At 62.2% G+C, this 22,683-nt stretch carries 23 protein-coding genes; 13 read left to right on the forward strand and 10 right to left on the reverse strand.

Translation table 11 applies throughout. The annotated features are described in order from the left end of the window. Positions 1 to 1,410 (reverse strand): hypothetical protein, encoded by a 1,410-nt coding sequence (locus ACSFA0_RS25225; RefSeq protein WP_435453011.1) that lies wholly within the window; start codon positions 1,408 to 1,410, stop codon positions 1 to 3. A gap of 384 nt (positions 1,411 to 1,794) precedes the next feature. Between ACSFA0_RS25225 and ACSFA0_RS25230 the strand changes: the two genes are divergently transcribed. Then, entirely contained in the window at positions 1,795 to 2,319 is a 525-nt protein-coding gene (locus tag ACSFA0_RS25230) for a hypothetical protein (RefSeq protein WP_435453012.1), read from the forward strand. Positions 2,320 to 2,378: 59 nt separating this feature from the next. Here the strand turns inward: ACSFA0_RS25230 and ACSFA0_RS25235 are convergent, their stop codons facing one another. The 4 genes from ACSFA0_RS25235 to ACSFA0_RS25250 form a co-directional block, all read right to left on the reverse strand. Next, complete coding sequence (locus tag ACSFA0_RS25235; RefSeq protein ID WP_435453013.1) at positions 2,379 to 3,782, reverse strand: hypothetical protein; 1,404 nt, start codon at positions 3,780 to 3,782, stop codon at positions 2,379 to 2,381. A 140-nt stretch (positions 3,783 to 3,922) separates the two neighbouring features. Further along, positions 3,923 to 4,654 carry a hypothetical protein gene (locus ACSFA0_RS25240; RefSeq protein ID WP_435453014.1) on the reverse strand — a complete coding sequence of 244 codons (732 nt, stop codon included), beginning with the start codon at positions 4,652 to 4,654 and terminating at the stop codon, positions 3,923 to 3,925. Positions 4,655 to 4,708: 54 nt separating this feature from the next. Continuing rightward, entirely contained in the window at positions 4,709 to 6,280 is a 1,572-nt protein-coding gene (locus ACSFA0_RS25245; RefSeq protein ID WP_435453015.1) for a hypothetical protein, read from the reverse strand. A gap of 48 nt (positions 6,281 to 6,328) precedes the next feature. After that, positions 6,329 to 7,759 (reverse strand): hypothetical protein, encoded by a 1,431-nt coding sequence (locus ACSFA0_RS25250; protein ID WP_435453016.1) that lies wholly within the window; start codon positions 7,757 to 7,759, stop codon positions 6,329 to 6,331. Positions 7,760 to 8,516: 757 nt separating this feature from the next. On the opposite strand from ACSFA0_RS25250, the gene flhD reads away from it, so the two are divergent. The 10 genes from flhD to ACSFA0_RS25300 all read left to right on the forward strand — a co-directional run bounded on the left by flhD (position 8,517) and on the right by ACSFA0_RS25300 (position 16,294). Further along, positions 8,517 to 8,861 carry a flagellar transcriptional regulator FlhD gene (gene flhD / locus ACSFA0_RS25255; RefSeq protein WP_435453017.1) on the forward strand — a complete coding sequence of 115 codons (345 nt, stop codon included), beginning with the start codon at positions 8,517 to 8,519 and terminating at the stop codon, positions 8,859 to 8,861. After that, positions 8,858 to 9,460, forward strand: coding sequence for a flagellar transcriptional regulator FlhC (flhC, locus tag ACSFA0_RS25260; protein WP_435453018.1), 603 nt, complete (start codon positions 8,858 to 8,860; stop codon positions 9,458 to 9,460). The genes flhD and flhC overlap by 4 nt, the downstream gene beginning before the upstream one ends. 236 nt (positions 9,461 to 9,696) lie before the next feature. Next, positions 9,697 to 10,962 (forward strand): hypothetical protein, encoded by a 1,266-nt coding sequence (locus ACSFA0_RS25265; protein ID WP_435453019.1) that lies wholly within the window; start codon positions 9,697 to 9,699, stop codon positions 10,960 to 10,962. A gap of 74 nt (positions 10,963 to 11,036) precedes the next feature. Then, complete coding sequence (locus ACSFA0_RS25270) at positions 11,037 to 11,747, forward strand: ADP-ribosyltransferase-containing protein (RefSeq protein ID WP_435453020.1); 711 nt, start codon at positions 11,037 to 11,039, stop codon at positions 11,745 to 11,747. A 5-nt stretch (positions 11,748 to 11,752) separates the two neighbouring features. Then, the gene (locus ACSFA0_RS25275) at positions 11,753 to 12,757 is read left to right on the forward strand and encodes a GNAT family N-acetyltransferase (protein ID WP_435453021.1); all 1,005 of its coding nucleotides are present in this window, start codon (positions 11,753 to 11,755) and stop codon (positions 12,755 to 12,757) included. Continuing rightward, on the forward strand, positions 12,750 to 13,373 hold the full coding sequence (locus ACSFA0_RS25280; protein ID WP_435453022.1) for an ADP-ribosyltransferase-containing protein: 624 nt from the start codon (positions 12,750 to 12,752) through the stop codon (positions 13,371 to 13,373). Before ACSFA0_RS25275 ends, ACSFA0_RS25280 begins: the two co-directional genes overlap by 8 nt. Next, a complete protein-coding gene (locus ACSFA0_RS25285) occupies positions 13,363 to 14,169 on the forward strand; it encodes an ADP-ribosyltransferase-containing protein (protein ID WP_435453023.1) in 807 nt (268 codons plus the stop codon). Before ACSFA0_RS25280 ends, ACSFA0_RS25285 begins: the two co-directional genes overlap by 11 nt. After that, on the forward strand, positions 14,162 to 14,659 hold the full coding sequence (locus ACSFA0_RS25290; RefSeq protein ID WP_435453024.1) for an ADP-ribosyltransferase-containing protein: 498 nt from the start codon (positions 14,162 to 14,164) through the stop codon (positions 14,657 to 14,659). Before ACSFA0_RS25285 ends, ACSFA0_RS25290 begins: the two co-directional genes overlap by 8 nt. Further along, positions 14,652 to 15,755, forward strand: coding sequence for an ADP-ribosyltransferase-containing protein (locus ACSFA0_RS25295; protein ID WP_435453025.1), 1,104 nt, complete (start codon positions 14,652 to 14,654; stop codon positions 15,753 to 15,755). Before ACSFA0_RS25290 ends, ACSFA0_RS25295 begins: the two co-directional genes overlap by 8 nt. Continuing rightward, entirely contained in the window at positions 15,752 to 16,294 is a 543-nt protein-coding gene (locus ACSFA0_RS25300; protein ID WP_435453026.1) for an ADP-ribosyltransferase-containing protein, read from the forward strand. The genes ACSFA0_RS25295 and ACSFA0_RS25300 overlap by 4 nt, the downstream gene beginning before the upstream one ends. 67 nt (positions 16,295 to 16,361) lie before the next feature. Here the strand turns inward: ACSFA0_RS25300 and ACSFA0_RS25305 are convergent, their stop codons facing one another. Then, the gene (locus tag ACSFA0_RS25305; RefSeq protein ID WP_435453027.1) at positions 16,362 to 16,763 is read right to left on the reverse strand and encodes a hypothetical protein; all 402 of its coding nucleotides are present in this window, start codon (positions 16,761 to 16,763) and stop codon (positions 16,362 to 16,364) included. A gap of 278 nt (positions 16,764 to 17,041) precedes the next feature. Here ACSFA0_RS25305 and ACSFA0_RS25310 point away from each other — a divergent pair, with 278 nt between their 5' ends. Beyond that, complete coding sequence (locus tag ACSFA0_RS25310) at positions 17,042 to 17,536, forward strand: hypothetical protein (protein WP_435453028.1); 495 nt, start codon at positions 17,042 to 17,044, stop codon at positions 17,534 to 17,536. On the opposite strand, the gene ACSFA0_RS25315 is transcribed toward ACSFA0_RS25310, so the two are convergent. The 3 genes from ACSFA0_RS25315 to ACSFA0_RS25325 all read right to left on the reverse strand — a co-directional run bounded on the left by ACSFA0_RS25315 (position 17,537) and on the right by ACSFA0_RS25325 (position 20,939). Beyond that, on the reverse strand, positions 17,537 to 18,637 hold the full coding sequence (locus tag ACSFA0_RS25315; RefSeq protein WP_435453029.1) for a COG3904 family protein: 1,101 nt from the start codon (positions 18,635 to 18,637) through the stop codon (positions 17,537 to 17,539). A gap of 152 nt (positions 18,638 to 18,789) precedes the next feature. After that, a complete protein-coding gene (locus tag ACSFA0_RS25320; RefSeq protein WP_435453030.1) occupies positions 18,790 to 19,335 on the reverse strand; it encodes a hypothetical protein in 546 nt (181 codons plus the stop codon). 158 nt (positions 19,336 to 19,493) lie between these two features. After that, positions 19,494 to 20,939, reverse strand: a complete 1,446-nt coding sequence (locus ACSFA0_RS25325; protein ID WP_435453031.1) for a hypothetical protein — start codon at positions 20,937 to 20,939, stop codon at positions 19,494 to 19,496. A 119-nt stretch (positions 20,940 to 21,058) separates the two neighbouring features. Between ACSFA0_RS25325 and ACSFA0_RS25330 the strand changes: the two genes are divergently transcribed. Next, positions 21,059 to 22,270, forward strand: a complete 1,212-nt coding sequence (locus ACSFA0_RS25330; protein ID WP_435453032.1) for a hypothetical protein — start codon at positions 21,059 to 21,061, stop codon at positions 22,268 to 22,270. Positions 22,271 to 22,299: 29 nt separating this feature from the next. On the opposite strand, the gene ACSFA0_RS25335 is transcribed toward ACSFA0_RS25330, so the two are convergent. Next, the gene (locus ACSFA0_RS25335; RefSeq protein ID WP_435453033.1) at positions 22,300 to 22,647 is read right to left on the reverse strand and encodes an H-NS histone family protein; all 348 of its coding nucleotides are present in this window, start codon (positions 22,645 to 22,647) and stop codon (positions 22,300 to 22,302) included. Positions 22,648 to 22,683 lie beyond the last annotated feature (36 nt).

Here is a 22,683-nt window from a genome sequence, read left to right on the forward strand (position 1 = left end):
TCATTTCGTTGCGAAAGTTGTGTGCGACAGCGCTGGCTCCCCCAGCAGGGTCATGACCTGCTGCCGTGAGTTGTATGAGCGCAGGACAGTGGCCATAGATGGGTTCAGCTCGTCAGCAATCTGGACCGGTGTCCACGCGCCAGGAGCGACAGGTGCATTCGGGTCAAGCCCATGTTGCAGCATGCGAAGGAGTACCTCACCGAGACCCTCCTCGATGACGAGCCCGAGCGGCTGTGGAGCTATCGGCCCGCACCCGCCAAGGTACTCGTCGTCATGCTCGGGGATGAGGGACTGCTTCAGCACAACGTCTGCCTGTCCATCGGCGATGGCTTTGTCGATGACGAAAAGCATGCTGCGCTCAAATTCGTCCTTCGCGATGGAGCCTTCTTTGAAGGCGTTCAAGGCGCCGATCAACGGGTTGTGGGTCGGATCACACGAGAAAGCTGATCGAGCCCAAACGACTTTGTCCGCCACGTGGCGCAGCACTTCCGGATGCCCGCCCGCGCAGGCGACGTCGAAAGCGTGTGTCGGATAGGCGTCATACAGCCCAACGGCGATGTATGCCGGCACGTACGAAGCCAGCCCCGTGGAACGGTCTTCGACGGAGAGCACGGTATGCGCGTGTTGGTCCAAGGAAGCATGCGCTTCAGGGTCGGAACAGGCGGCCATCGCGACCCGCATGGCGTGCGCATAGGCGTGAGGCCAGCAAGCGGGCGTGAAGCGCTCGTGCATGGTGAGTGCGTCGAAGAGGCGGTTTTCAGTCGCTGGCTTGCCAAGCTCGATGACGTCGCCTTCGAAAGCGGCTTCGATCAACTTCATGCACTCGACCCGGGAGAACTGCAGCGCCCATCCGTAAGGGGTGAGTTGCACGTACGAGAGCACATTCGATGCTTGCAGGGCCTGCTGCCCAAACTCGACAGTTGCAGTCGCCGCATGTGGCGCCGCCTCGAGGAGCATTGCAAGCGCATCGCGGGCGTCGAGCGCACATGCAGTTGCCATCAGGGCGGCCATCATGTAGTTCACCTCCACCATGAATACGCCGGTGAAGGGGCGGCCGGCGCGCTCAAGCGCACGCTCGTGGTCGCGAACGAAGTATTCGACCGCCATTTCGAACGCAGCCTTGAAGTCTGGATCGGGTGCCAGGTTGACGACGTTGTGCGCAGGTTGCATTGGGCCGAGCAGGGGGTCGCTCGTCTGCTTTGGGCTCACCGCTCGTCGGATGCACTCGCTGATCGCCAGCACCATCGGATACACCGCGGTATGACCGGTTGGCTGGAATCGCCCGTTCATCTCGCTGGTAAGGGCGAACGCCCCAGCGTCGATGGCGGCCTCGAGCCACTCCGCGCTGTGGTCAGCCATGCAGTCGCCAAAAAATGGAGCGACGCGATCCTCGAGAGTCGCGAGCACCAAGACCCTCTCCGCCGGGGTGCTTGCCCTGGGGTGCTTCCCGGTGATCACAGAGAGCCCTCGCGGCTGGTGAGTTGGCGGCCGAAGCGGGGTGCGCGATTATCAGTGTCCATCGCGCGATTTTGGCGCGTCGCGATATTTGTGCAGTTTTCGTGCACTTCATTAATCGCCGTGCCACGCCCGAGAGGCAACTACCGTGCCAGCGAGTGCCTACAAAGTGGGCATTTTGTTGGAAGCCGCGTCAGCTAACGTCCCGGCGTGATCCACACCGACTTACCCACCGAGTTATCCACTGTTTCATTGGGCAATTTGCCAAGGAAAAGCTCGCTTCGGATGATCGAAGATCACGCAAGTTGCCCACAATCTAGGCTAGGAAGTATTTCACGCGTGCAACTCGATCCAGACAACGAACCCCCGGCGCTGCACCTGTCAGCCAGAACGTACATTGACGAAGCGTTGAGGACCGTGCTTGATAGGCAGCGCGCAGCGGTGGCGAGCGATGCCGGCGTGACCGTTCTCGGCCCGGTCGAACTGCAAGTCCTCTTCTGGCTGAAGACTCAGCCGCCGCTAACGCAGGCTTCCATGACTTCGACCCTTGAACAGTGGCCAGGCACCGGCCGGTTGAAGGCTCACCCTCTCGTCGATATCGTCGCCGACGCAGCACTGTACGTCCGGAGCCTCGTCGCGCGGGATCTGCTGTGGGAAATGGGCGCCCCTACGCGCCGACTGCTGGTGTCACCGCGGGGTATCGCGATACTGAACGGACTCCACCCTGCCTGGGAGGATTCGGATTTGCCCAACCGCATTGCACTATGGGCCGACGAGTGGCCGGCCAGCAAGGTCTCCATCGACCGGTATGTGTCCCTCCTCCGCCTTCGGGGCGACACTCCGGTACCGCTGCGAGCGCGTTGAATGGCCTCGGGCGGCGATCGCCGGTGGCCACTTCGCCGCAGCAGGGGGACGCGACACACCTAGGTCAGGGCGGTACCAGCACCCGTGGCGAGCTTCCGAAACAACCCGTCGAGCTTGTTCCGTGCCATCCAGGAGCGCATGAGCGCCGCGCCCTCCTCGCTGAGCTGCTCGGCAACGGCCAGTGGAGACCGTACGCCCGGGGCCATTGCCACCTCCGGCTCCAAGCCATGCTCCAAGGTTTTGGCCAAGAGACGATGGAATCGCATGCCGACCGTGAAGCTGAGTGGAGCAATGTCGCGTTCATGCGGCGGCACGACCTCGCCGCCCACCTTGTCGATCACGAACTGGTGAAGAACCCGGTGTACCTGGCCGTCCTCTTCTGCAAGCTCGACGGCCGCCATCATGGCTTCCTCGTACTGCTCGACACGGCTGTTCATCTGGGAGTCGATGTGCGCCTGCATCATGGGCGACTTTTCGCTGGACGTCGTGAAGTTGGTCTCAGCCCATGGAACACGTCCCCGGAAATGGCGAACCACCGTCGGCTGGCCATGACTGATTGCTTGCTCGAACGATATCGCCGGCGCCAGGTCGTATACGCCAGCTTCCAGGTAGGCGCCGACGTAGCGCATGTCTTCGTTCTCCTGCTCTTCCTTCATGGCGCCCCATGCATCCCTGAGCAGGAATTGGTAGTGATCACTGGTCGGCGGGGATGCACCCATGCGGGCGAGCCTCGCCGCGTCAGCGGTCAGTTGATGCTTCAGCGCGAGGGCAAGGGACTCAGGCCTGGCGTTGAGCGCCGCCACCTTCAGGAAGCGCGTCGCACCGACCGTCCCGATGTCGCCATCCCCAGCAACGGGCATCGTGTCGCCGCGATAGTGGGCCCGAAGGACAGTCATGCAATCGTGCCGGCCTAGAGCGATGGCGATACCGTAAGCAGTAAGACCGCTCGCCTGGTCGCTTTGGGCAGCGCCCGAAAGCCAGCGGGGCAGCGTGTCGCGGTGCGTAAGAGCGTTGAGTGCCGCTGGGTAAGCCTGCAGTAATCGGCTGAGCTGGTGCCGGTCATCGACCGCTATTGCCGCGACGATCAACGCAGTGGCCAGATGGCGCACCGACACCCTCGCACCGCGGCTGAGTTCACCTGCTTCGACGCCATGTGCCACGACATCGAGCCATTCGTGCATCCACGGTTTTGGCTCAAGCACCCAGGTGTTGATCGGGGTCGGCGACGAATTGGCAAATACCGGCGCCTGTCTCCCCAGGTTGACGAATGGAAGCACCGTACGAAGGCCACTCGGGCTCAGGTGCGGGTTCGCCAGCACACCCGCCTCGACTGCGGCGCGGGCCCACTCCACATCTGCCGTTTGCGAGCGGCGCGCGAGGAGCTCAAGCGCCATGTCGAGATCCAGTACTCGGAATGCGCTGATCATCTCGGCGCGTGCTGGAGGAGAGATGGCGGGGAGCATGGCGATCTGACAGAGGGGTGACCCGCTCATCATGCCGACGCTAGGAAAAGGTGCAATTTGCGACGCGGGGCACAAGTTTGCGGAAGCTCTCTTGCCGCTCGCGTATGCGGCATTCGTTTCTTCTTGGCTAGCAATTTCCGCTAGCGACCGATGGAGCTCTTCCCGCGAGCGGCGCACATTTCCTGATACGCCTTGCTGAATCGAATCTGGACGTTGAACCTGTTCGCGGCCGGGGATCCAGGAGTGCATAGCGCGTCGATTTCGGACTGCGCTGCCTTGTGCCCTGCGTTGGAAGCGTGGACGATCAAACGGAAGCCCTCCGCCGACAGACCTGGTGCTGGCTTCGTCGCAAAGGGCACGGGGCCCGAAGGAGGGATCTCCTTCGTACGGGCGTGCAGCGCGGTCTTTCCTTCGACAAAGGCGGCGTAATCGCCTGTCCTACCTGCGCGCGCGACGAGCTCTTCGTAGCTCGTCATCAGTTTTGCAGCCTCCTTGGACGTGACGTCCCTCGCAGGTTTGGCGAGGTAAGCCGCAACCTCCGGAGGCAGTGCAGCGTTCACAACGCTGTGCTCGGCCGCGCCCGCTAAGCTTCCGCGCGCGAAGTCGTCGGTACCGCCGGCGCCGGCTGCACCAGCGGCCCGACGCACGGCTCCGGCCTCGGCGAGAGTTTCGGCGGCAACTACACCGGTTGCTGCGCTTTTCCCCGCACCTCCTGCGGCGGCCTTCCCGGCGCCGCTTGCGGCCTTGCCTAACAGCCCCCAGAAGCCGTGCGCGTGTCCAGGCGCCAGTATCGTGGCCACAACCAGCACCAGCCCGCCCACACCGGGCTTGAATGCGCTACCGGGGAACGCGGGGGCCGAACGTTCGTGCATAAGCAAGGCGCGTATGGTGCTGGTTGAGGAAGATCGGGCGAGCCACCTGGCGGCTTAGGGTCGCGTGGCCAAGGCGCGCGCGCCGTGGCTGCCGCACCCGGCGTCGACCACATCCGCGACCTCCGCAATGTCGAGAATCGACGTCGCCTGCTTGCGCGCCTGGAAAGCTCGCATCAGGTCCGCACACTTCTCGGCATCCTCCCCGAAGAATTCGACGAGCTCGAGCGGCGTCTGGCAATCGTCGAAGTATCGACGCGTCGGCTCGAGCCCGCTCTCGAGCATGGCAAGAAGTACACGGCCCATGCCTTGAATAACGACGTCCTGCAGCGGCTGGAGCGTCACGGCGCTTGGATCGAAGGCGATATCGGGTCCGTGGCCGGCGCTGAAGACGTGCGCGACGAATGCTTTTCCACCCCGCTCGTCGCCAAGCGCCTTGGCAAAGAGTTCCATGATGGTTGACTCAAAGCGCTCGACCTTCTTCTCCGAGTTGGCCTGGTCCCATTCGAACGAGCGGCGCAAGGCATTTCCGATCGGCGAGCTTGCATAGTCGACCATGAACCTTGGCCAATCGACTGCGCCTCGGATTGCTCGCACGATTTCCTGGTGGCCGTTCTCGACGGCGGTTCGCATGTACCCGGTGGGATCCTGCTCCCAAATTCCGAGGCGGGTGAAGACCGGCAGGTAGGGCTCGAAACCGCGTGCACGCCCCCTCCCCTCGAGAATGGTCACCATTCGGGCGCCAAGGTCCACCTCGTCGATCGCAATACGCGTGCTCGCAAGGCGCGAAGCCAAGGCGAACTCGAAAGAGCTTGGCAAGCACGCAGGGAAGACGGTGTCGCCCATCGCCTCGGCGACATCCTCGAACGAACTACGCTGGACCATTGACTGGTTACCCGTTCGATCCAGCTTCACCATCAGCTCCATGCACGGGCGATTGGAGTACTGCATGGCGAAATAGAGCGGCGTGAACTCGGTGCGGTCAATCTCCGGCACGTAGTCGCTCAACGCGCTTCCCAGCACGCGTGCAGCGACGCTGACTTGCAGAGCTTCAGGCCGCTCGTGCAGCACCTGACGGACGGTATCCGGTAGGTCCAGCGCGCAGGCGGCAATCAGCGTGTGGGCAGCGACTCGATCCAATCGTCGCGTGGCCGCCAGGTAGCTGTCATGCTCTCTGGAGCCAACGTCGTCATAAGACGGATCTTTCGCTCGGATCATGGCGAATTGCGCGCATAGTTGATCCGCAAACCGACGGACGTAGTTGGCCACGTCGGCAGGCGCATTCAATTCGAGGTAGCTCACGGGCCCGCTCAGCTTGCCGAGCTCAGGATCCTCGTCAACGCTTCGGATGGTGGATCGAGTCAGGAAGGCGAATGAGCTCAGCACGGTGTCGACCGCTTTGGGGTTGTCCGCGACCACGAAGTAGTCGCCCTCAAGCGCCAACCTCAGCCAGTCCATGTCGAAGTCAACGGCCCGGTTCGCGAGGAATGTAGCGCGCTCTTGACCGTTCAGAGTCGCCAACACCATCGAACGCTCCACGTCCGTCTGAGCGGGCGCGCGACTGCGGCCACGCCCTTGAGTCAACGCGTCGCCGGAAATAGGGCTGCCGCCCGTGATAATCGCTTCCATGCGGCAGTTTATCGCTCTGCCGATTTAGCGCACCAATCGGACGATTTACTAGACTGGCGCGTTCTTGCCAAAATCAGTCGCTACGCCGAAACCCGTCTGCATTTCTGTGGATTCCGCGGTGGCGATGAGGTCGAGCACCTGCTGCGCACGACTCCGCGCGCGCAACGACAGAATCATGTCGATCACGACAGCGTTGCCGTGGATGCGCGCATGCTCAAGCACCGACATGCCCTTGGTGAACGTCTCCTCCGGAGTCAGTCCGCCGTTGATCAACCGGCCGATCACGCGGTAGAGATGGTGGTGAAACGCCCACCTGACGATCTCCTCGCGGCATTCCGCCCAGGGCCCGTGGAGCAGGTGCCCCATGCCCTCTTCCTCGACCCGATCCATCAGATAGACGATGACGGTCTCGTACCTCTCAGGAGAGGCTTCGAGCGAGTTTGAGGCCAGCAGCTTGACGATCAGGTGATCGTCAACATCCAGAAGTTGTGCCCATGGGAAGGGGCCGCGCAGGCCTTGGAGGACCTCGATGCGCCCAAACGTGGCTGCACTGCGCACAGAGCGGCCCAGGTCCATGTCGAAAACACCCGCCATCCGAAACACGTCGACGAACATCTCCACGTTACTGTTCGCCGGATCCCGCGCGAGGACGGAATCCGCAATGCTGAAGAGTGGACCGGCATCGAGTGGGCGAAAGCTACCTCCCTCGCGGATCATCCCGAGCACCCGATCCAGCATCACTGGTGTGCACTGAATGGCGCCATACGACAGGACTTCGGCGAGCATGGCGGTGTTCTTGAGCGGGTTCTTCCGCCCGTCGCCTCGGTGCTCGATCGCGTACCCCTTGGGGTAGGCGGCGGCTGGATGCGCCGCCGACCAGCCCCAACGGACCAGTTCATCAAGGGCGGCGTGCGAGGAGAACTGGATCGCTGTCAGTCCTGCGTTTACTCTGGGCAAGACGCCCTTCGGGGCGGCCGCACCCCATAGCGCGGCGCTGCTGTACATGGAGATCGCCTCTGGGCATGCCTCGAGGACGACTGCAATGCCACGCGCGCTGTTCACGGCCGCCGCAAGCTGCAGCAGGACCTGCGCAGTGTCAGTGCGCGTCTTCTGCGCCAGCCATTCCTCGTTCTCGTCCCACTGGCGTGTCCCGAGCCCGGCGGCCGTTCCCTCAGCCTTGCGTTGGGAGAACGAAGAGAAAAAGCGGGTTGCGATCCTCAGCAGCAATGGCTCAAAGCCGGGCACGGCGGCGATGCTGGCAGGAACCCAGGCACCATCCTCCTCGGTGATTGCGGCGTCGCAGACCCCAGCAAGCGCCGCAATGTTCGGAAGCGCATCCGCACAGTACAACGCCACGTCAGCCATCATCCCACTCGGCTTCGCTGGGCAGCAGACCGTATCGGGCACATTGAACCAACCCGCATCCAGCATCGAATCGAGCCAACCGATCGACTGATCGAAGGCCTTTTCTCGAACCATGGCGATCGAGGTTCTCGGCGGCAGGACTGCCAGGACACTCAAACGGTAGGCGTGCCCTACGTCAAGCGCAGTTGATCGCTCGTGGGGCACTAGGCTGCGGTGAGAAGGGATGGCTGGGTAACAAGACTGCAGCGGGAACTGGGACATCGTGCAAGACTCAAGCAATAAACTAAATTAGAGCGCGTCATATCAAATTCCCTTATGGGTTAAATGATGATCACGACGCTCAGTCGACGCGCGGAATTGAACGGCGACTTGCAGTAATTGATTCTAGTGATCTGACATCACTCGCAAACAGAACAAAGTCACGATCTACCCTTCCTTGGCGCCACCCGGCATCCGATACTAATAAGTAAGTTGTACGCGTCGCGCACAACAATCGAAATCCATCAATGATTAAACGTTCTGGCCGACGTCGCACTTCTCCGGAAATTCCTCGCAATTGGAACGAGCTTATCTCGCGCCATTCGGATGAGCACTCTCCAGCATGAAACGCACGCGCTGGCTATCGAACCACGCACACTAGGAACTTCTGCAGTACTGCGGTCCGTGAAGGGCTGGGTGACGGAGGCGAAACGACACTCGAAAACCTAATACCAATGCTGTAGCTATCGGCAGAAGTGGGTCTGGTCTGTAGGAGCCTTCCCACACAGGGCGTGATCAAAGTCACAGTATTTCTCATGTGTTTGCAAATTACACAGAGTGACTCCGGGGGCTGTGTTCTACTTTCCTCAAGTTATCTAACACCGGAACTCAAGTGAATTTTCAGACTGGCGATGCTGTTGACCCGGCAATGGACCGTGAAATTGGCGATATCAATTTGGCGTACATGCTATTGGCGCAAAAGTTGGTTAAACAGGACCGCGCTGCAGCAATGTTTCGGCTGGGAATTTCGCGTGAATTGGCTGATCTGCTTTCCGCAATGTCCCTCGGCCAGATCGTGAAAGCAGCTGGCAGCAGTGAACTGCTCTGCGGATTCCGCCTGCAGAATCTTCCGGTCACTGCATCCGTCAGCGAGGAGCAGTCGGCCAACCTGCAGCAGGCCCACATGTCCATACTGATGTCGGCCCGGCCCTCGAATGTCGCGCTGGCTTGCGCATGACCGAGAAGACCGTTCTCGGCGACATAGGGCATGTGAAGCTAGCCGTTGAGCTCTTCACCCTGGGCGCGCGACTCCAGTTCGTCGAGTCCGTCACCAGCGTCAGTCGCGAACGGTTGATCAAGCTCTACAAGGAGCTCAAGGGCATGTCGCCGCCAAAGGGCCTGCTCCCTTTCTCGACCGACTGGCACATGACGTGGCAAGCCAATATCCACAGCTCGGTCTTCTACAACGTCTACAAATTCATGCTGGAACAGGCGGGCGAGGAAAAGCTTCCGGCCCTCATCAAGTCTTACAGGATCTACCTGGAACAGTGCACCGGCCAGGACGACGTCCCAGTTCTGGACTTCACCCGCGCTGCCACGATGGTCCGGTTTTTCGACAGTGGGATGCTGGAACTGGTCCCCTGCACCCACTGCGGTGGGCTTTTCGTTGCTCATGCGCATGAGCACCGCCACACCACATACGCCTGCGTCCTGTGCCGACCACCTTCGCGCGCCGGTAAGACCGCGAAGCCGGCCGGCTCAAAGAAGCCGCGGGCGGCCAAGGATGCAAGTTCGAACGCGCTTTCATTCCCTCAGTCCCCGACAGCATTGCACTGATCAGCTTGGCAGGCGCGCCGCGAAGCGCCGTCCACGTCATGCTTGCCTGAATCGAGGCCTAGCGTTGGAGCTCGGTGAGTAGGAGTCGCCCCAGGACCGCTCACCGCCGGCGTACACCGCCCAGGCTATGTCGAATGGCGGATCTCCTTTCCGGCCCTTCTCTGCCACGCTCGCCCCGCGCACGCGGGCCGCGAGCCTACGGCGCAATCGGGGAGGCGTCGACCAGGGAGGGATCTATGTCCGATGTACCGAATCGCGTCGCGTCAGGCGTGATGCGCGTTGCCAGCCTTGCAGCCGCGCTCATGCTTCTCGCATTTGCCGGTGCGAGCCACGGTCAGCAGCCGTCAACGGCGCTCGAGAACTGCAGTGGCGTTGACTTGGGCACCGTCACCGTGTCCAACGTCGAGCGCTTCGTCCCGACTCCTATGGGGAAGGCAACAAGATCCGCGAAGGAAACAGACCGCGGAGGGCCGAAGCCCGCGGAGAACGAGGCGCACCTGCCCGGAGATCTATTGCAGCTTCGCGACACCGTCCGCGTGACGCTAGCGGACCTGCCGATGCTGATGAAAGCTGAGCGCTGCTCCGCGTCGCGAGCTAGGGTCGTACTGTTCCTGGACGGGAGGCCGGTCAAAGGTGCATTTCCGGATCCACCGGGTGATCCGAAGAACGGCGTCTTGCTCTTCCAGATGGAGCGGCGGGAGGACTCACGGCAACTGTGGACTCAAATCCTCGGGCGACCTAGGCTCAGAGACAGGTACGTCACGGTCAGCGTGGGCCTTGAAGACGGCTACGCGGTGGCTCCGACACCGAAGCCTGCGGTCCAGCCGGCGGGCCAGCCGCCGAGTGCCCCCGCACAAGGCATCTACATGCGAGCGCTACCTAGATTCTGGCTGTGGCTCTGGACGGGAACATTGGTCTTCCTGTTGGCTGTATTTCTGGTGCTGGCCGCCAAAAGTGACGTCCTCCGCGATCCGGCTGCGGTTCGAGCAGTGCCAATTGGGGGGGGCCAGCCGGGCGTCGCACCACAGACGCGCCCGGGAAAAAAACCATACAGCCTTGCCCGCATGCAAGCAGCGTTCTGGTTCTTTCTTGTGCTCACGTCTTGGGGATTCCTCGGCCTCGTCACAGGTGACTACGACACGGTGATCACTCCCGAGGCCTTGGCCCTCATGGGCATCAGTGCTGCAACGGCGATCGGCTCTGCGACGATCGACGACGGGCGGGCAGCAGCCTGGCGCGAGCAGAACCCCGGGACGGAGTTCTTCGGGCCGCCCGCTACTGGGCACTGGTACATGGACATCCTGAGCGACGCTTCAGGCGTCAATTTTCATCGCTTTCAGATGGCGGTTTGGACACTCGTGCTGGGGATCGTCTGGGTGCACGACGTGTGGGCGCACCTGGCCATGCCGGAGTTCAGCGTGACCCTCCTTGGATTAATGGGCATCAGTGCCGGCACCTATCTCGGCCTGAAAACGACTAGCGAACGCCCAAAGCCGCCCTGACATCACCTGCCGCGTAGCTCGCGAGTCGAGCTCGAGCGGCCGCGGAATCAAGCGTGGGCGCTGAACCGCCCAAAATGCACAAAATCGAACCGGAAAGTAGACTTCCGGTCATGCCATCCAAAAGCCGCTCACCCGCCTTCACCGCGCTTGCGGGTGACCCACAGCGAAACGGCAGCGTCACCATGTTCCTTGGCAAATCGGTTGTTGTTGAGCCCGATGGGTCGCCGATGGTCGTGTATCACGGGACGAACTCAGACTTCACCCGGTTCGACTCGGTGCTTACGCGTGACGGCGGATTCCATTTCGGCACGGCAAAACAAGCGTCCGTCCGGGTCGCAGGCCCAGGAAGCAACCTGCTGCCGGCGTACTTGTGCATTGAGAAGCCCCGTCGGAGCCGCGACGCCGGCGGCGCCTGGCGCCAAAAGATCCGATCCGCGAAGAGCGCAGGATTTGATGGCATCGTGTACTTGAACCGCTACGAGGGCGTCGACCTGTCCACTGTGCAGCGCGCCCTTCTCGAGCGCGTCGACCTCGACAAACTCACAGACGCGCAGTTCCGGCGCTACGCACCCGAAGCCCGCGATAGCTACATCGCGTTCGAGCCCCAGCAGATCCGATTGGCGCTCGCGCAGGCGGATGCTCACCTCCGCTCCGAGCCCGCCATGCCAGACCCTGTAGCGGGACCTGGCGCCCTCGAGTCCGCCGTACGGGCGCGCACGTGGCTGGAGAGCCAGCAACCTGCTCCCGGACTGCATAGCCGCGCGCGGACTGGTACACCGGAATGACAGCTGTGCCCGCTTCTATCGACCGTGCGATCGCCGCTACGAGGCCTTCCAAGCCCCGCCTGGCTACCTTTCGAGATGAGCCGGTGCAGATTGCAGGATCCAGCGGCGATCTGGCCATGTTCCTGCTGCCAGTCAACGACCCTGCGATCGCAGCTCGCATCGGGGCCGAGCGCATCCTTGGCCGGCGCGCGAAGGACCTTCTGAGGACCGAAGGTGAACTGTTCAGCTCGCCGGCCGGACGTTCGGTGAAAGGAGGCCGTTACCTGCTCCTCGACGGCGAAACGATCGTCGCAGCGCTGAACGTGACCACGATCGGGCGCCAGGGCACTGTCGCCTCGAATTTGTACGTCGCACCAACCCATCGCCGCAAGGGCCTCGCAACCCGCTTGATCGACTGCGCGAAGCTGGATTTCCCGGGGCTCACCGCTGATACGTCTCTCACGTTTGAAGGAGCAGCTTTCCTTGGGTACCGACCTGCGCCGGAGATGGAGATTGGCACGGTTCAGGACACCGCCAGCGACTCGGCCCTTCAGCTCTTCCACGGCACGAACAGTGCGATCGACGCCTTCGATATGAACTTGTCCGGACGCAACTTCGCGTGCTCCGCGGGCGCCATGTTCTTCACGGACGAACTCGCCGTCGCTGAGCAGATCGCGGATTTTGTGGCCGAGAACGAAGGCGGGGTGCCCCACATCGTCACCGCTACGGTCGCCATGAAGAACCCGCTCGTACGGGACTTCTTCGGCGGAGCAATCGACATCCGCACGCTCGTGGAAGAAGCGAAGACACTCGGCCACGACGGCATCGTTGCAATGAACGCACTAGACGGCATGCCGGCGTGGCCAGCGAACCAGTTCATCGCATTCGACCCAGGACAGATCGCGATCGTCAGCACCGAGCCGTCCGCGGGGTCCGGGCTAACGGCAGTCGACGCCCACCGCGCCGCCGGCGCCAAGCGCGCCAAGGAGTGGGTTGCCACGCGAGGAGCGAAGGCGGCTCCACGTGCCTGAGGCACACCTCCAGAATCTGCTGCGCTGGTTCGCCGGTAGTCACGTGGTCACGCCCGACGGCAACCCACGCGTGGTCTTCCACGGAACGGCAGCCGACGTAACGCGCTTCGACCCTGAGTACTCGGGGAGGAAGTCAGAGACAGGCGCGCCTGCCGGTACGTTCTTCTTCACTGATCGTAGCGACGTTGCAAGCAGCTACACCGTCGCATGGCAAGGCGACTTCTCGGCCAAACACCACGACAACGCCAACGTGATGCCCGTCTACCTCAACCTGCGCCGGCCCCTGAAAGTCGATGCGCGTGGCGCGAGCTGGCGCGAGATTCTCTTTCGCGGCGAGGAGATGGACATCAACGAACTTGCGGCGCTGGCGCAGTCTTCTGGGCGCTACGACGGCATGGTAGTTCGGCGAGTGAAGGACAAGGGGGTAGGACACGTCGACTCCCCCGTCTCGACGACGTATGTCGCATTCAGCCCCTTGCAGATCAAAAGCGCGTTAGCCAATTCTGGTGCGTTCGATCCGGGCGATCCGGATATCACAGACCGAGCGAAGCTTGCCAAATCAGCTCTGAAATGGCTCGAACGCCTCGACAGGAAAGCAGCACCACATGCAGCCTGATGCGAAACTGAACTTCACGAGCTGGTTCGGCAACAGCCCCGTCGTGAGCGCAGACAACTCGCCGATGGTGGTTTACCACGGCACGCCCACTCCAGACGACATCACGAGCTTTGTTCCAGGTGGGCGCGCCAACTCGGCGCAGACCGGAGACGCTTACGGCGTCGCCGCGTACTTCACGTCGAGCGCTACCGAGGCAGCTAACTATGCACGGGATTTCGGTGCGGTTATTCCGGTCTTCGTCACCGGTACGCTGCTTCACCTGGACGAAGACCTGCCGCCAGCCCATGCCAAGCGACTGACAGAACTCGCTGCACGCACGCTCCTGCCATCAGACCGAGCGCGCTTCACGATGTCCCATACCACCAGGCGTTTCAACGATCGAGCCGATGCGAGCGATTTTCTTCGCAACCGGCGCGAGAACTGGAAGGTCTTCGGCGACGGCATGGAGCGCGCAAAGCCATGCGCAAGCACCGACGGCACTCAATACTGCGTGGAGTTTGTCGACTTTGATGCGCCGATCGCAATCAGCACCGGAAAGGACGCGGAGACGCTCTTCAAGGCAATCGGTTGGTCCAACCTTACGGCCGCGGGATTCGATGGCCTGGTGATGCAGCGGGACGGCGGCGCCCTGTGGGTCGTGATGCATCGCACCGACGGACTCATCAAAAGCGCGTTAGGCAACAGCGGCGCGTTCGACATTGCCGATCCTGATATCACCGACCGCAGGGCCCTAGCAGCGCACGCCGCGCGAGCGTGGCTGAGTGGCACTCCGGAGTGCAGGATGCCGTATGTCTGAGTCGGTACCGAGTCACACCGACTGGTTCGCCGGCAGCCAGGTGGTCGACGCATACGGTGCCCCACTAGTCGTTTACCACGGCACGCGGACCGCACTTGTGGAGTTCGAGGATCGTCCGACGTTCTTCACGAGCGACTCCCATGTCGCCTCTGGTTACGCCGGCGGCTACGCGTCACGAGCTGGCGACGGCGGTACCGTCATTCCGGTCTACCTGGCAATACGCAACCCCGTTCGACTGGACTTCCTGGCGCCAAACACGGCGCGCTGGTATGCAAACAAGCGCCGCACCTGGATGAATCGTGGTTTCGACGGCGCGGTCATCGGGCAAGACGTCTTCGTCGCCTTCAGCCCCTCGCAGATCCGCAGCACCATTGATTCGAACGCCCTTTTCCACTTGAGGTCCGCGTCTGCGATGCTCGCCTTTGAAGCGTCGGCACGAGCCGCGCTGGACTGGCTGGCGCCCCAACCGCGGAAGCACCCGCATGTCTGACCACACCGCTGAGTTCAAGGGATGGCTCGCACGCAGCGTGGCCGTCGACGAAGACGGCGAGCCGCTGGTGCTGTATCACGGTTCAGCGCGCACGATCACGCATTTCCGCCCTGCACGCGAGCACGACGGCATCTACTTCACCACCGATCCGGTGAGCGCCGAGGTCTACGCTGACATGGCCTCCGATGACGCTGCCTGGTCGGGGCCGGTGATATACCCAGTGCACCTGTGCCTTCGACGCCCTCTAGTCATCGACAACCACGGGTTGATGCTGACAGAGGAGTCGCAGCGCAGGCTTGAAGACACCATCCGGATTGCACGTCTCGAAGGAAGGGATGGTGTCGTGTTCAGGAACGTCGACGACCACGGGATGGATGCGCCCGCAGACATGTACGTCGTCTTCGATTCAGCGCAGGTTCGGAGCGCGCTCGGCGGGAGACGTGCTTTTGCGCTGGAAGCCACGCCGGCGCGCACGCCGACTGGTCAGGCGTTCGTTGCCGACGGCTTCCCTGCCTGGCCGCACGGTGGACCGACGCCTGTGGTCTTCCACGGCAGTACTTCGCCGATCCAAGAGTTTCGTGAGCCGGCTCCACACGGGACCTTCTTCGCAACCGCTCGCTCTGCCGCAGTTGCATACGCGCAAGGCTGGGACGGCTCGCCAGGCTCTGGCCATGTCACTGCCGCCGAACTGCACCTTCGCCATCCTGCCCACATCACACGCGCATCGCTCGAGGCGTTCGCCATCGCCAGGCCTGACCATGTCGCCACCGCGGCGGCGGCTGCGGGAAGCAAGCAACCGCTGCCGGATGCCTTCGAAGATTCTGAGCAGTGGGCTCGCGCTCTTGTGGTGTCCCAACTGCGCGAAGCGGGCTACGAGAGCATGGTGCTGGACAACGACATGCTGCCTGTTGAGCACCTCGCCGGTGACTGGGAGCTGCAGCGTTCTTATGCAGTCTTCACTTTCGGGCAGGTCGTCCAGGTCCCTGACCCCTACGCAACTCCCGCCAGGCGACAAGAGGAGGAGCGCGCGCTGGCGGCGCAGGCCGCACTGACGATGGTTCAAGCCACCATGAGCAACTCGCACCCACAGCCATGAACAAGCCAGTTGATACACACGCCTTCGAGCAATGGTTCGCACGCAGTGCTGTCGTCGATGAGTCTGGCATGCCCCTTGTGGTATTCCATGGCACAAAGGCACACTTCGACACGTTCCGCACACCGGCGTGGTTCACCCCGGACAGGCAAACCGCAGAGCTCTTCGCGATGGCCCCGAAGGACGACGGACCCGATGACGGGCTGACTGCCGACTCGAAGATCATCGAGGTTCACCTCAGCCTGCAGAACCCGATACGAACTGACGACTGGCAGGTGACGGAGTCGCATGCGTCGAAGCGGCCCTGGGTGAACCAACAGATCAAGGCCGGTTTCGATGGCGTGATCTTTACGAGCGACGAAGGCGAAGTGGAATACATCGTTTTCAACTCCTCGCAGATCAGAACGGTCGAGAGCACGCTGGCGCTGGAAGCAGGTGCCGAACGCCCCAGCCATCTCGCGGCGAAAGCTCGCGAGGCTCTCAGATGCATTCAGCGCGCTGAAACGCCACTTGCCGGCTCAGTGAAGGTGGCCCCGGAGTAAGGGGAACAGGCGCATCCCAAGTAAACGCGGCACCACGCCGATTTCGCCATCCCACCAACTTACGACGTCAATCTTGCTCCCTGACATCGACGCCGAACAAGGTCGCCGCATAGTCGATGTCACCCGCTACAGACGCCTCGATGTGAATGTCGCCGCGTATGACCGCGGCGGCGAGTCGGTGATTACCGTCTGTCAACGGCCACCGCACATAGCAGTTCAACGCAGGCACCCCGACGTCGATAGCCACGGCGTCCTCCCATCCATGATGTGCGAGGTGCGCAATGCGCATGATGTGGTCGCGCTTCGTCCACGGGACCTTCGACTGCTCGTCGGAAAACGATCGGCTCAGGAATTCCTTGCTGCGCAATGCCTCACGCACCTCGTGCCGGAGCAGAGGCTGGCCGGTCCATGGGCCGGTGAACGGGTCGCAGATCCGCAGCAGCGCGGTGACGGGGATCGGAACAGACATAAGGTGCAGGAACCGGCTCGGTTAGGGACGGCCGCTTTCAGAAGCTGTGCGAGTGAGAGGTGAGCGACAGACAGGTGTCGCGTTCACAGGGTCTTGAAGAATCGTACCTTCAGATGGACTGCGATCAAAACCTGGCTCAGGCCTGAGCGCTCGATGTTGCAGCGCTGGCAATGCTTAATGGGTCTCTCCGGCGATCCGTACGACCAATAGAATGGGCGGCGGCGCCGTCGTCCTTCCCCTAGCCCTGGGGTTAGTGCCATCCATATTCCTTCAACCGCATGAGCAATCGAAACCTGCCTCGATTAGTCGCGATCTGGCTCGTGTTGGGGTCGGCGCCTACCGTGGCCGCCGATCGCCTGCTACCGAGGCATGATGCCGGTCGCGTCGCCGTCGAGAGCGTCAAGCAAGATGGTGCCGCAGTGGTCGTTCAGGTCTTTAACGGCAGCTCGCAAGTGATCACCGCAGGTGAGATCCGATGCGAGACCAGTCTCCCCGCCGCGGCATCAGCCCTGCCAGCGCCCGCCTCGTCTAGTGCAGTAGAAAAGGGCCTGAGAGACGTAGATCTAGAGGCGTTCCGCAACCCGACGAGCTACGACTGGCGATCGAACTTCCAAGCGGCAAAGCCTTCGGCCCCACTAGTCATCTCGCTCGACGGGCGTCGCATTGGGCCGGGTGGACGTGCCGAGGCTTACGTCGAGGCAGCGTCTACTGTCGGGGATTGCCAGCTCCACGGCCTGCGCGGCCGAGCTAAAAAGCTCTTCGAAATCCTCTGATCAGCGCATGCGCAGCAGCAGCGCCGCAGCAGGTGCCAGCTGATCAGACGAAATCGTAGTCGCTACCCGCATATCCGACAGCGCGTTCGGGAAGTCATCCTGCAGCGACAGCTTTTTTGCTCGAGACATACGCGCCAGGTCATCTCGGGAAATGCTTCCACGTGCGATATATCCCGTTCCCCGCTGGAGCCTCTCCCAGGGGCCAGCGGCGGCGATCTTGACGACGCGCCCATCGATGCTGAAACTGAGATTGGAATCGTCGCCTTCGGGAAAGCGATCGCGCGCCGACGCGGCGACGTCCTTACTGAAGACCGCGGCTACCGCCACGTCGATGCGGGGGCCATTGGAGCTCAGCACGACGATGGTGTCCCGGCCGAAGGCGACTGGCTGCTTGACCGTCACCAACGGCGTGCCGTCTGCGGCCGCGCTGATGGTCCAGGCGGCCAGGCTAGGTGCCCGGTTGTCGACGTTTAGTTGCGCAAGGGTCGGCACGGGCAGCCACTGCATCTGAGCCGGCGGCACCATTGATGCTCGGTCAAGTAAACCGCGGTCCACGCCCATCTGCTCGACGTATGCCGCTAAAGCCACCACGACCTCTTGTGTAGCGCCGTCCCCAAGCGCACCCTGCTTCGCGAAGAACTGGTGCACGCCGAACATCGAACCCTCAGCGACCGATCTATGCTGCCCGCCGATGAACGCCATGGTGCACGCCGACGCGCACTTTGCACTTCGAACGAAGACGGCTTCAACCTCGTTTGAGTTCATCACGCGCGAGTAGGTGGGCGCAAGATAAGTGTCTGCGCCGATGCTGCGCAGGTACTTCCCAAGGATCACACCTCCTGCCAGGCTGCCGCCGCCGCTATCAAAGGCGACGAAGGGGGTCGGCATCCCGGTGTCCTTGAACGATGGCGTCCGGAGAAACGCGGCCAGCTGCTGGGCCGAGTCGAGCTCGATGTCGCCCTGGGCCAGCACCTGCGGTGCGCACACCGCCCCATTCCCGCCGCAGGGGCGGAATACCTCGAAGCGCATGGGCGCCGCGGCGGCGCTTGCGCTGGTCAGCACCGTTAAGACTGCGATGGTCAGTTTGGCGACAACGCTCATGCGGCGATTGTGAAACCACCACCCGTGCGGCGAGGAGTTCTCGATGGAAATCGGCGACTTTTGACACGCTTTCGCGACATGTTGGCCATGGAGTGATGGGGGGCTACCGTGGCTTCGCCGGCAGTGCGGCGTGCACGGATGACGGCTGGACGCTAGCGCACTCTCGCCTTCCGCTTTGAAGCCTCTACCTTCGTGATCGCGTAGCCTGCGTTTGCCAGAGCCTTGGTCAGGAAGCCGAAACCGACCTCACTACCCAGCCATTGCACGACAGTTGCGGCCGCAACCGCCTGTTCACCCGAGTAGTTGGGCACAAGGGACTTCATGATCGGCTCCAACCCTACTGTCCGCTCCTGATTGACATCTTCCCAGCTGTCAGCTAGCGCCTTCTCGCGCTTGCGATCGTCCCAGTCAAGATCGTGCTTGGTTCGGTTGTGGCTCAAGCCCCGATGCGTGATTCGGCTGGGTGTCTGGCGTCCGGACTCGGGCTCGCTCAGCGACAACGTCTTCCCTACTGCAAACGCAAGGGCGGCCACAGTGATGGTGCTCGGAGAGCCCTGCTCCGCTTCGAGCCGCACTACCGTCATACGGCTGGCGCCTGCCGCGACGGCGAGCTCATCCGAAACGGGCCAACACACAGCGCCCTCCTTGACCTCGCAGGCTGCGTCGTAATCGCACAGGTCGTAAAGCGTTCTGCCCATCGGCCTCCGTGATTTGCAGCACGAAATGCGCTACGCAATTAGCATATTCCGGGGGCCTTTGCACCATTCGAAGAGAAGGCGAGACACCTCGCGGGACTACGTTTCCCGCACGCCTGTAGGGGGCCAGCAGAGGTGCTCACCTGCCGCCGATGTGGTCGCTACCGCGGCAACGCTACGCTGTCGGTCGCAACGTCGTCGAGGATGCGCATCGCTCGCTGGCGTGAAAGCACCGCGCGCTCTAGCTCCCGCCAAGGGCCACGCTCTTGCGCATCCAAATGCGTCACGGCGGGCCAACGTCGGCGGTCACGTACTGTTGTGTCGATGCCGAGCTCTATGAGGACCTTCAACTTGGCCAAACGGTCTGATCTTGTGCCCTCGATGGCCAGGGTATGAAGAACGCTCTGCCCCTGCTTGTTGGCGCCCGATAGATCGTGGCCCAGATTGGTGAGGGCTTCGACCGTACGGGCGAATCGATACTCCGCATCTGCGTCGGCAAGAGACAACGACGAGCACCCGACGACCGTATGAAGATCGCCAGCGGGCCGTTCGCGCCGGTCGCTCTTGAATGCGTACGGCAGCATGGAGATGATCTGATGGTGATGCGTCTCCAGCAAGAGCTGCAGGAAGTCGTCCAACGACCGGTTCCAGGCAACCAGGGAGCGTGCACCTGTGAGTTGGCGATCGGCATAGTTCACGAAAGCGGCGCGGTCATCCGCGCTCTCGCCCATGGCTTGAAAAAGGGCGGAGGTCGGCAACCGCTGTCCTGTGGAGCGCGCGTACAGCATGGCATGCGACATCACTTGCGCCCGTAGCGAATTGAGGTCGGCGTTAACCTGGGCATCCGCTGATTTGGTCGCAATCCGGCGCGAGAACGCGTCGAGGACTGCGGAGACCCTCTGAGAGGCGACGTACAGGCCTTTGCCGAGCGTCGGCAGGATCGGGCGCAGGTCGCCCTCCCCTGCCCGTTTTTCGTCGGCACGGAGGTCGGCAAACAGTGCACGGATTGCCTCCGGCTCGAGGCGAGACACTCCATCCGCAGCGAGTTCGAAGTTGCCGTTGGCCAGCGCGAGGCCTACCAGCGTGCGGTTTGCGATGCCATCTACGGGTCGAGCGCGCGCCGAGCCGTTCAATCCGACGCTCGCCTCGCGCGCCAAATCCCATAGGAAGGGGTCGTTGACGCACTGTGCGGCTGAACGCACGATCGCTTCTTTCCAGCGATATCTGTTGTGCCGGTCCTCGGAGCCAGATCCAAGCAAGCGGCGCAGGAGTACCAGTTCCCGCTCCGAGAGGCTTTGGCCCGCGACTGGTAGATCGTCAGCGCCTAGCTGGGACGCAAAAACCCGCGGCAAGAAATCGCTGTACCGCACCTGCCTTTCCACTGCGAGAAGCGTGCCAGCGGCGCCAGGTGAGCGGTCGCGCGGTCGCAACGGCACGGCGTCGTCCTTCTGCAGCACCTTCATCGTTTCGAAGCGCCGATCGACGAGGTTAGCGAACACCTCGATCTGAGCGAGATCCCGCGACACTGCCGCTTCGTAGGCAGCACCCATCAGCACACCCTCTGAGAGATCCAGCAGGGCGCTGTAGGTAGCTTCATCAAGTTTCATGATGCGATTGTCAAAGGCCTGAGGAATACTTGCAAAATTCCAGCTGCACGCTGCATGGGTGGTGCTGCGCGCCAATGCTTTCGCCATCGACACGGCCGCGCGCCGCCTGGAGCATCTGTATGCAATTGCGAACCCTGGTGCTGCTTGGCTGGATAGCGATGGTCGGCATCCCCGTTGAGGCATGGGCCTTCAAGATCAATCCGTGTCTTCGTCGTCTCACCGTCAAAGAGGCCGGACTGGACCAAGCTCCCATACGGATGCGCAACTTGCTCTGCCCGAATGCCCCGCCTCAGCTCAAGTCTGCCGTACATGAGCACATGACCATGGCTGCCATTGGCCTTTATCGCGGGAAGAACACGTGGAGGAACACTCACCGCGACGGCCAGGACGTTATCCGATCCATGCATTGGGCCGAAGACGGCGATTGGTCGAAAGGGCCCGGCCTGCCCCTCCATCGAAGCGCAGGGATCGTGTACGGTACTTGGTGGAACGATGATCCACTGATGCATCTGCGGGGAGGCGACTTCGCCAAAGGCCTCTTCAAGTTCGACGACACGATGAACAAGAGCTTGAAGCAATATCCTGGAGGCGTCCTAGACTGCACAGTCCCTGCGGAACAGCACCTGACGAGGCAATCGCACTACGGCGGACTGCAGCACCTCCACTTTCAGACGCAGCTTCGGTCGAAACCCGGCGGGCAATCGAGTACGCCAGTGGAGCGCGTGACCTCCACGCTGGAGCAGTCGATGGTGTGGCTTGAGTTCGCCTACGCGGTGGCTACGCAATCCCCTGGGCGTGCGGCCACCTCTCCGTTGACACCCGCTGACGAGACGATGCTCAATTTGCCGTCGATCGCTCGAAATCTGTGCCTACGACGAAAGCCACCCACAGTGCTGGTACGTTCGCTCTTTACGCAGCAAGGTGCCAACGGCCCCGAAGATCTCGAGGCGCGCAACCGGCTGACTCCCGACGTCGCTCTTGGATCAATGCTGCACGTCCTGCAAGACTCGTTTTCGCCGGCGCACACCTGCCGGGTCGCAAAGCCTGTGGATGGCCGGGACATCGCCGTGTTGCGCGACGTCTATAACTACGCCGAACAGGACAGTGGGCAGCACGGTGGCCTTGATCTGTACCCCGCGTGGCTCGTGCATCAGGTCCGGGAGGGCCAACACCAGTTCGCTAACGACCCGGTCATCGTCGGCGCTTGGCTAATCGGAGCGGTGGACAAGCGCCTCCCTTGGGAAGAAGTACGTCACCATCTGCTCGGGAGCATTTTTGTTCGCTCAGATTCAGCAGAGGATACGAAGCTTCGCTGCATCACCCTCGACTAGCGACAAGCCGACCGCCGAGGGACGGTGGCTTATTTAGCCTTCAGTTCATCGAGGGTGCGTCCTGCCGCAAGCGCTTCCTTGAACCACGCTGGACGCTTCCCGATGCCTGTCCAGTTGTTTCCTTCTCCATCGCTGTACGCCTGGAAGCGGCGCTTGGTCTTGCGCGCTGCTCCACTCGCAGCCACCTTCTTGCCAGCACGAACCGGCCCATTGGGAGTCGTTGGAGCTGCGACACCCAGCTCCTCCGCGGTGAATCCGTACACAGCAATCGCGTGCTTGATTCGCTCGAGGACACCGGGAGCTTCGCGCCGGCGCGCAGCTGCCTTCTCCTTCTCCAGCTTCGCTATTTGCTTCTCGAGCTGCAGTACGGTCGACATAGGTTTCTCCAAGGATGACGAAAACCGCGATTGTGA

Origin of the sequence: Variovorax restrictus, from assembly GCF_051216715.1 — a bacterium.
Classification (GTDB): Bacteria; Pseudomonadota; Gammaproteobacteria; order Burkholderiales; family Burkholderiaceae_C; genus Variovorax.

Bases quoted from the DNA above. Each gene is read 5' to 3' on its own strand.
- ACSFA0_RS25315 (WP_435453029.1), bottom strand. From the start codon at position 18,637: ATGAGCGTTGTCGCCAAACTGACCATCGCAGTCTTAACGGTGCTGACC.
- ACSFA0_RS25285 (WP_435453023.1), top strand. From the start codon at position 13,363: ATGCAGCCTGATGCGAAACTGAACTTCACGAGCTGGTTCGGCAACAGC.
- ACSFA0_RS25295 (WP_435453025.1), top strand. From the start codon at position 14,652: ATGTCTGACCACACCGCTGAGTTCAAGGGATGGCTCGCACGCAGCGTG.
- ACSFA0_RS25335 (WP_435453033.1), bottom strand. From the start codon at position 22,647: ATGTCGACCGTACTGCAGCTCGAGAAGCAAATAGCGAAGCTGGAGAAG.
- ACSFA0_RS25325 (WP_435453031.1), bottom strand. From the start codon at position 20,939: ATGAAACTTGATGAAGCTACCTACAGCGCCCTGCTGGATCTCTCAGAG.
- ACSFA0_RS25310 (WP_435453028.1), top strand. From the start codon at position 17,042: ATGAGCAATCGAAACCTGCCTCGATTAGTCGCGATCTGGCTCGTGTTG.
- ACSFA0_RS25240 (WP_435453014.1), bottom strand. From the start codon at position 4,654: ATGCACGAACGTTCGGCCCCCGCGTTCCCCGGTAGCGCATTCAAGCCC.
- ACSFA0_RS25245 (WP_435453015.1), bottom strand. From the start codon at position 6,280: ATGGAAGCGATTATCACGGGCGGCAGCCCTATTTCCGGCGACGCGTTG.
- flhC (WP_435453018.1), top strand. From the start codon at position 8,858: ATGACCGAGAAGACCGTTCTCGGCGACATAGGGCATGTGAAGCTAGCC.
- ACSFA0_RS25235 (WP_435453013.1), bottom strand. From the start codon at position 3,782: ATGCTCCCCGCCATCTCTCCTCCAGCACGCGCCGAGATGATCAGCGCA.
- ACSFA0_RS25305 (WP_435453027.1), bottom strand. From the start codon at position 16,763: ATGTCTGTTCCGATCCCCGTCACCGCGCTGCTGCGGATCTGCGACCCG.
- ACSFA0_RS25300 (WP_435453026.1), top strand. From the start codon at position 15,752: ATGAACAAGCCAGTTGATACACACGCCTTCGAGCAATGGTTCGCACGC.
- ACSFA0_RS25320 (WP_435453030.1), bottom strand. From the start codon at position 19,335: ATGGGCAGAACGCTTTACGACCTGTGCGATTACGACGCAGCCTGCGAG.
- ACSFA0_RS25330 (WP_435453032.1), top strand. From the start codon at position 21,059: ATGCAATTGCGAACCCTGGTGCTGCTTGGCTGGATAGCGATGGTCGGC.
- ACSFA0_RS25250 (WP_435453016.1), bottom strand. From the start codon at position 7,759: ATGGTTCGAGAAAAGGCCTTCGATCAGTCGATCGGTTGGCTCGATTCG.
- ACSFA0_RS25265 (WP_435453019.1), top strand. From the start codon at position 9,697: ATGTCCGATGTACCGAATCGCGTCGCGTCAGGCGTGATGCGCGTTGCC.
- ACSFA0_RS25270 (WP_435453020.1), top strand. From the start codon at position 11,037: ATGCACAAAATCGAACCGGAAAGTAGACTTCCGGTCATGCCATCCAAA.
- ACSFA0_RS25290 (WP_435453024.1), top strand. From the start codon at position 14,162: ATGTCTGAGTCGGTACCGAGTCACACCGACTGGTTCGCCGGCAGCCAG.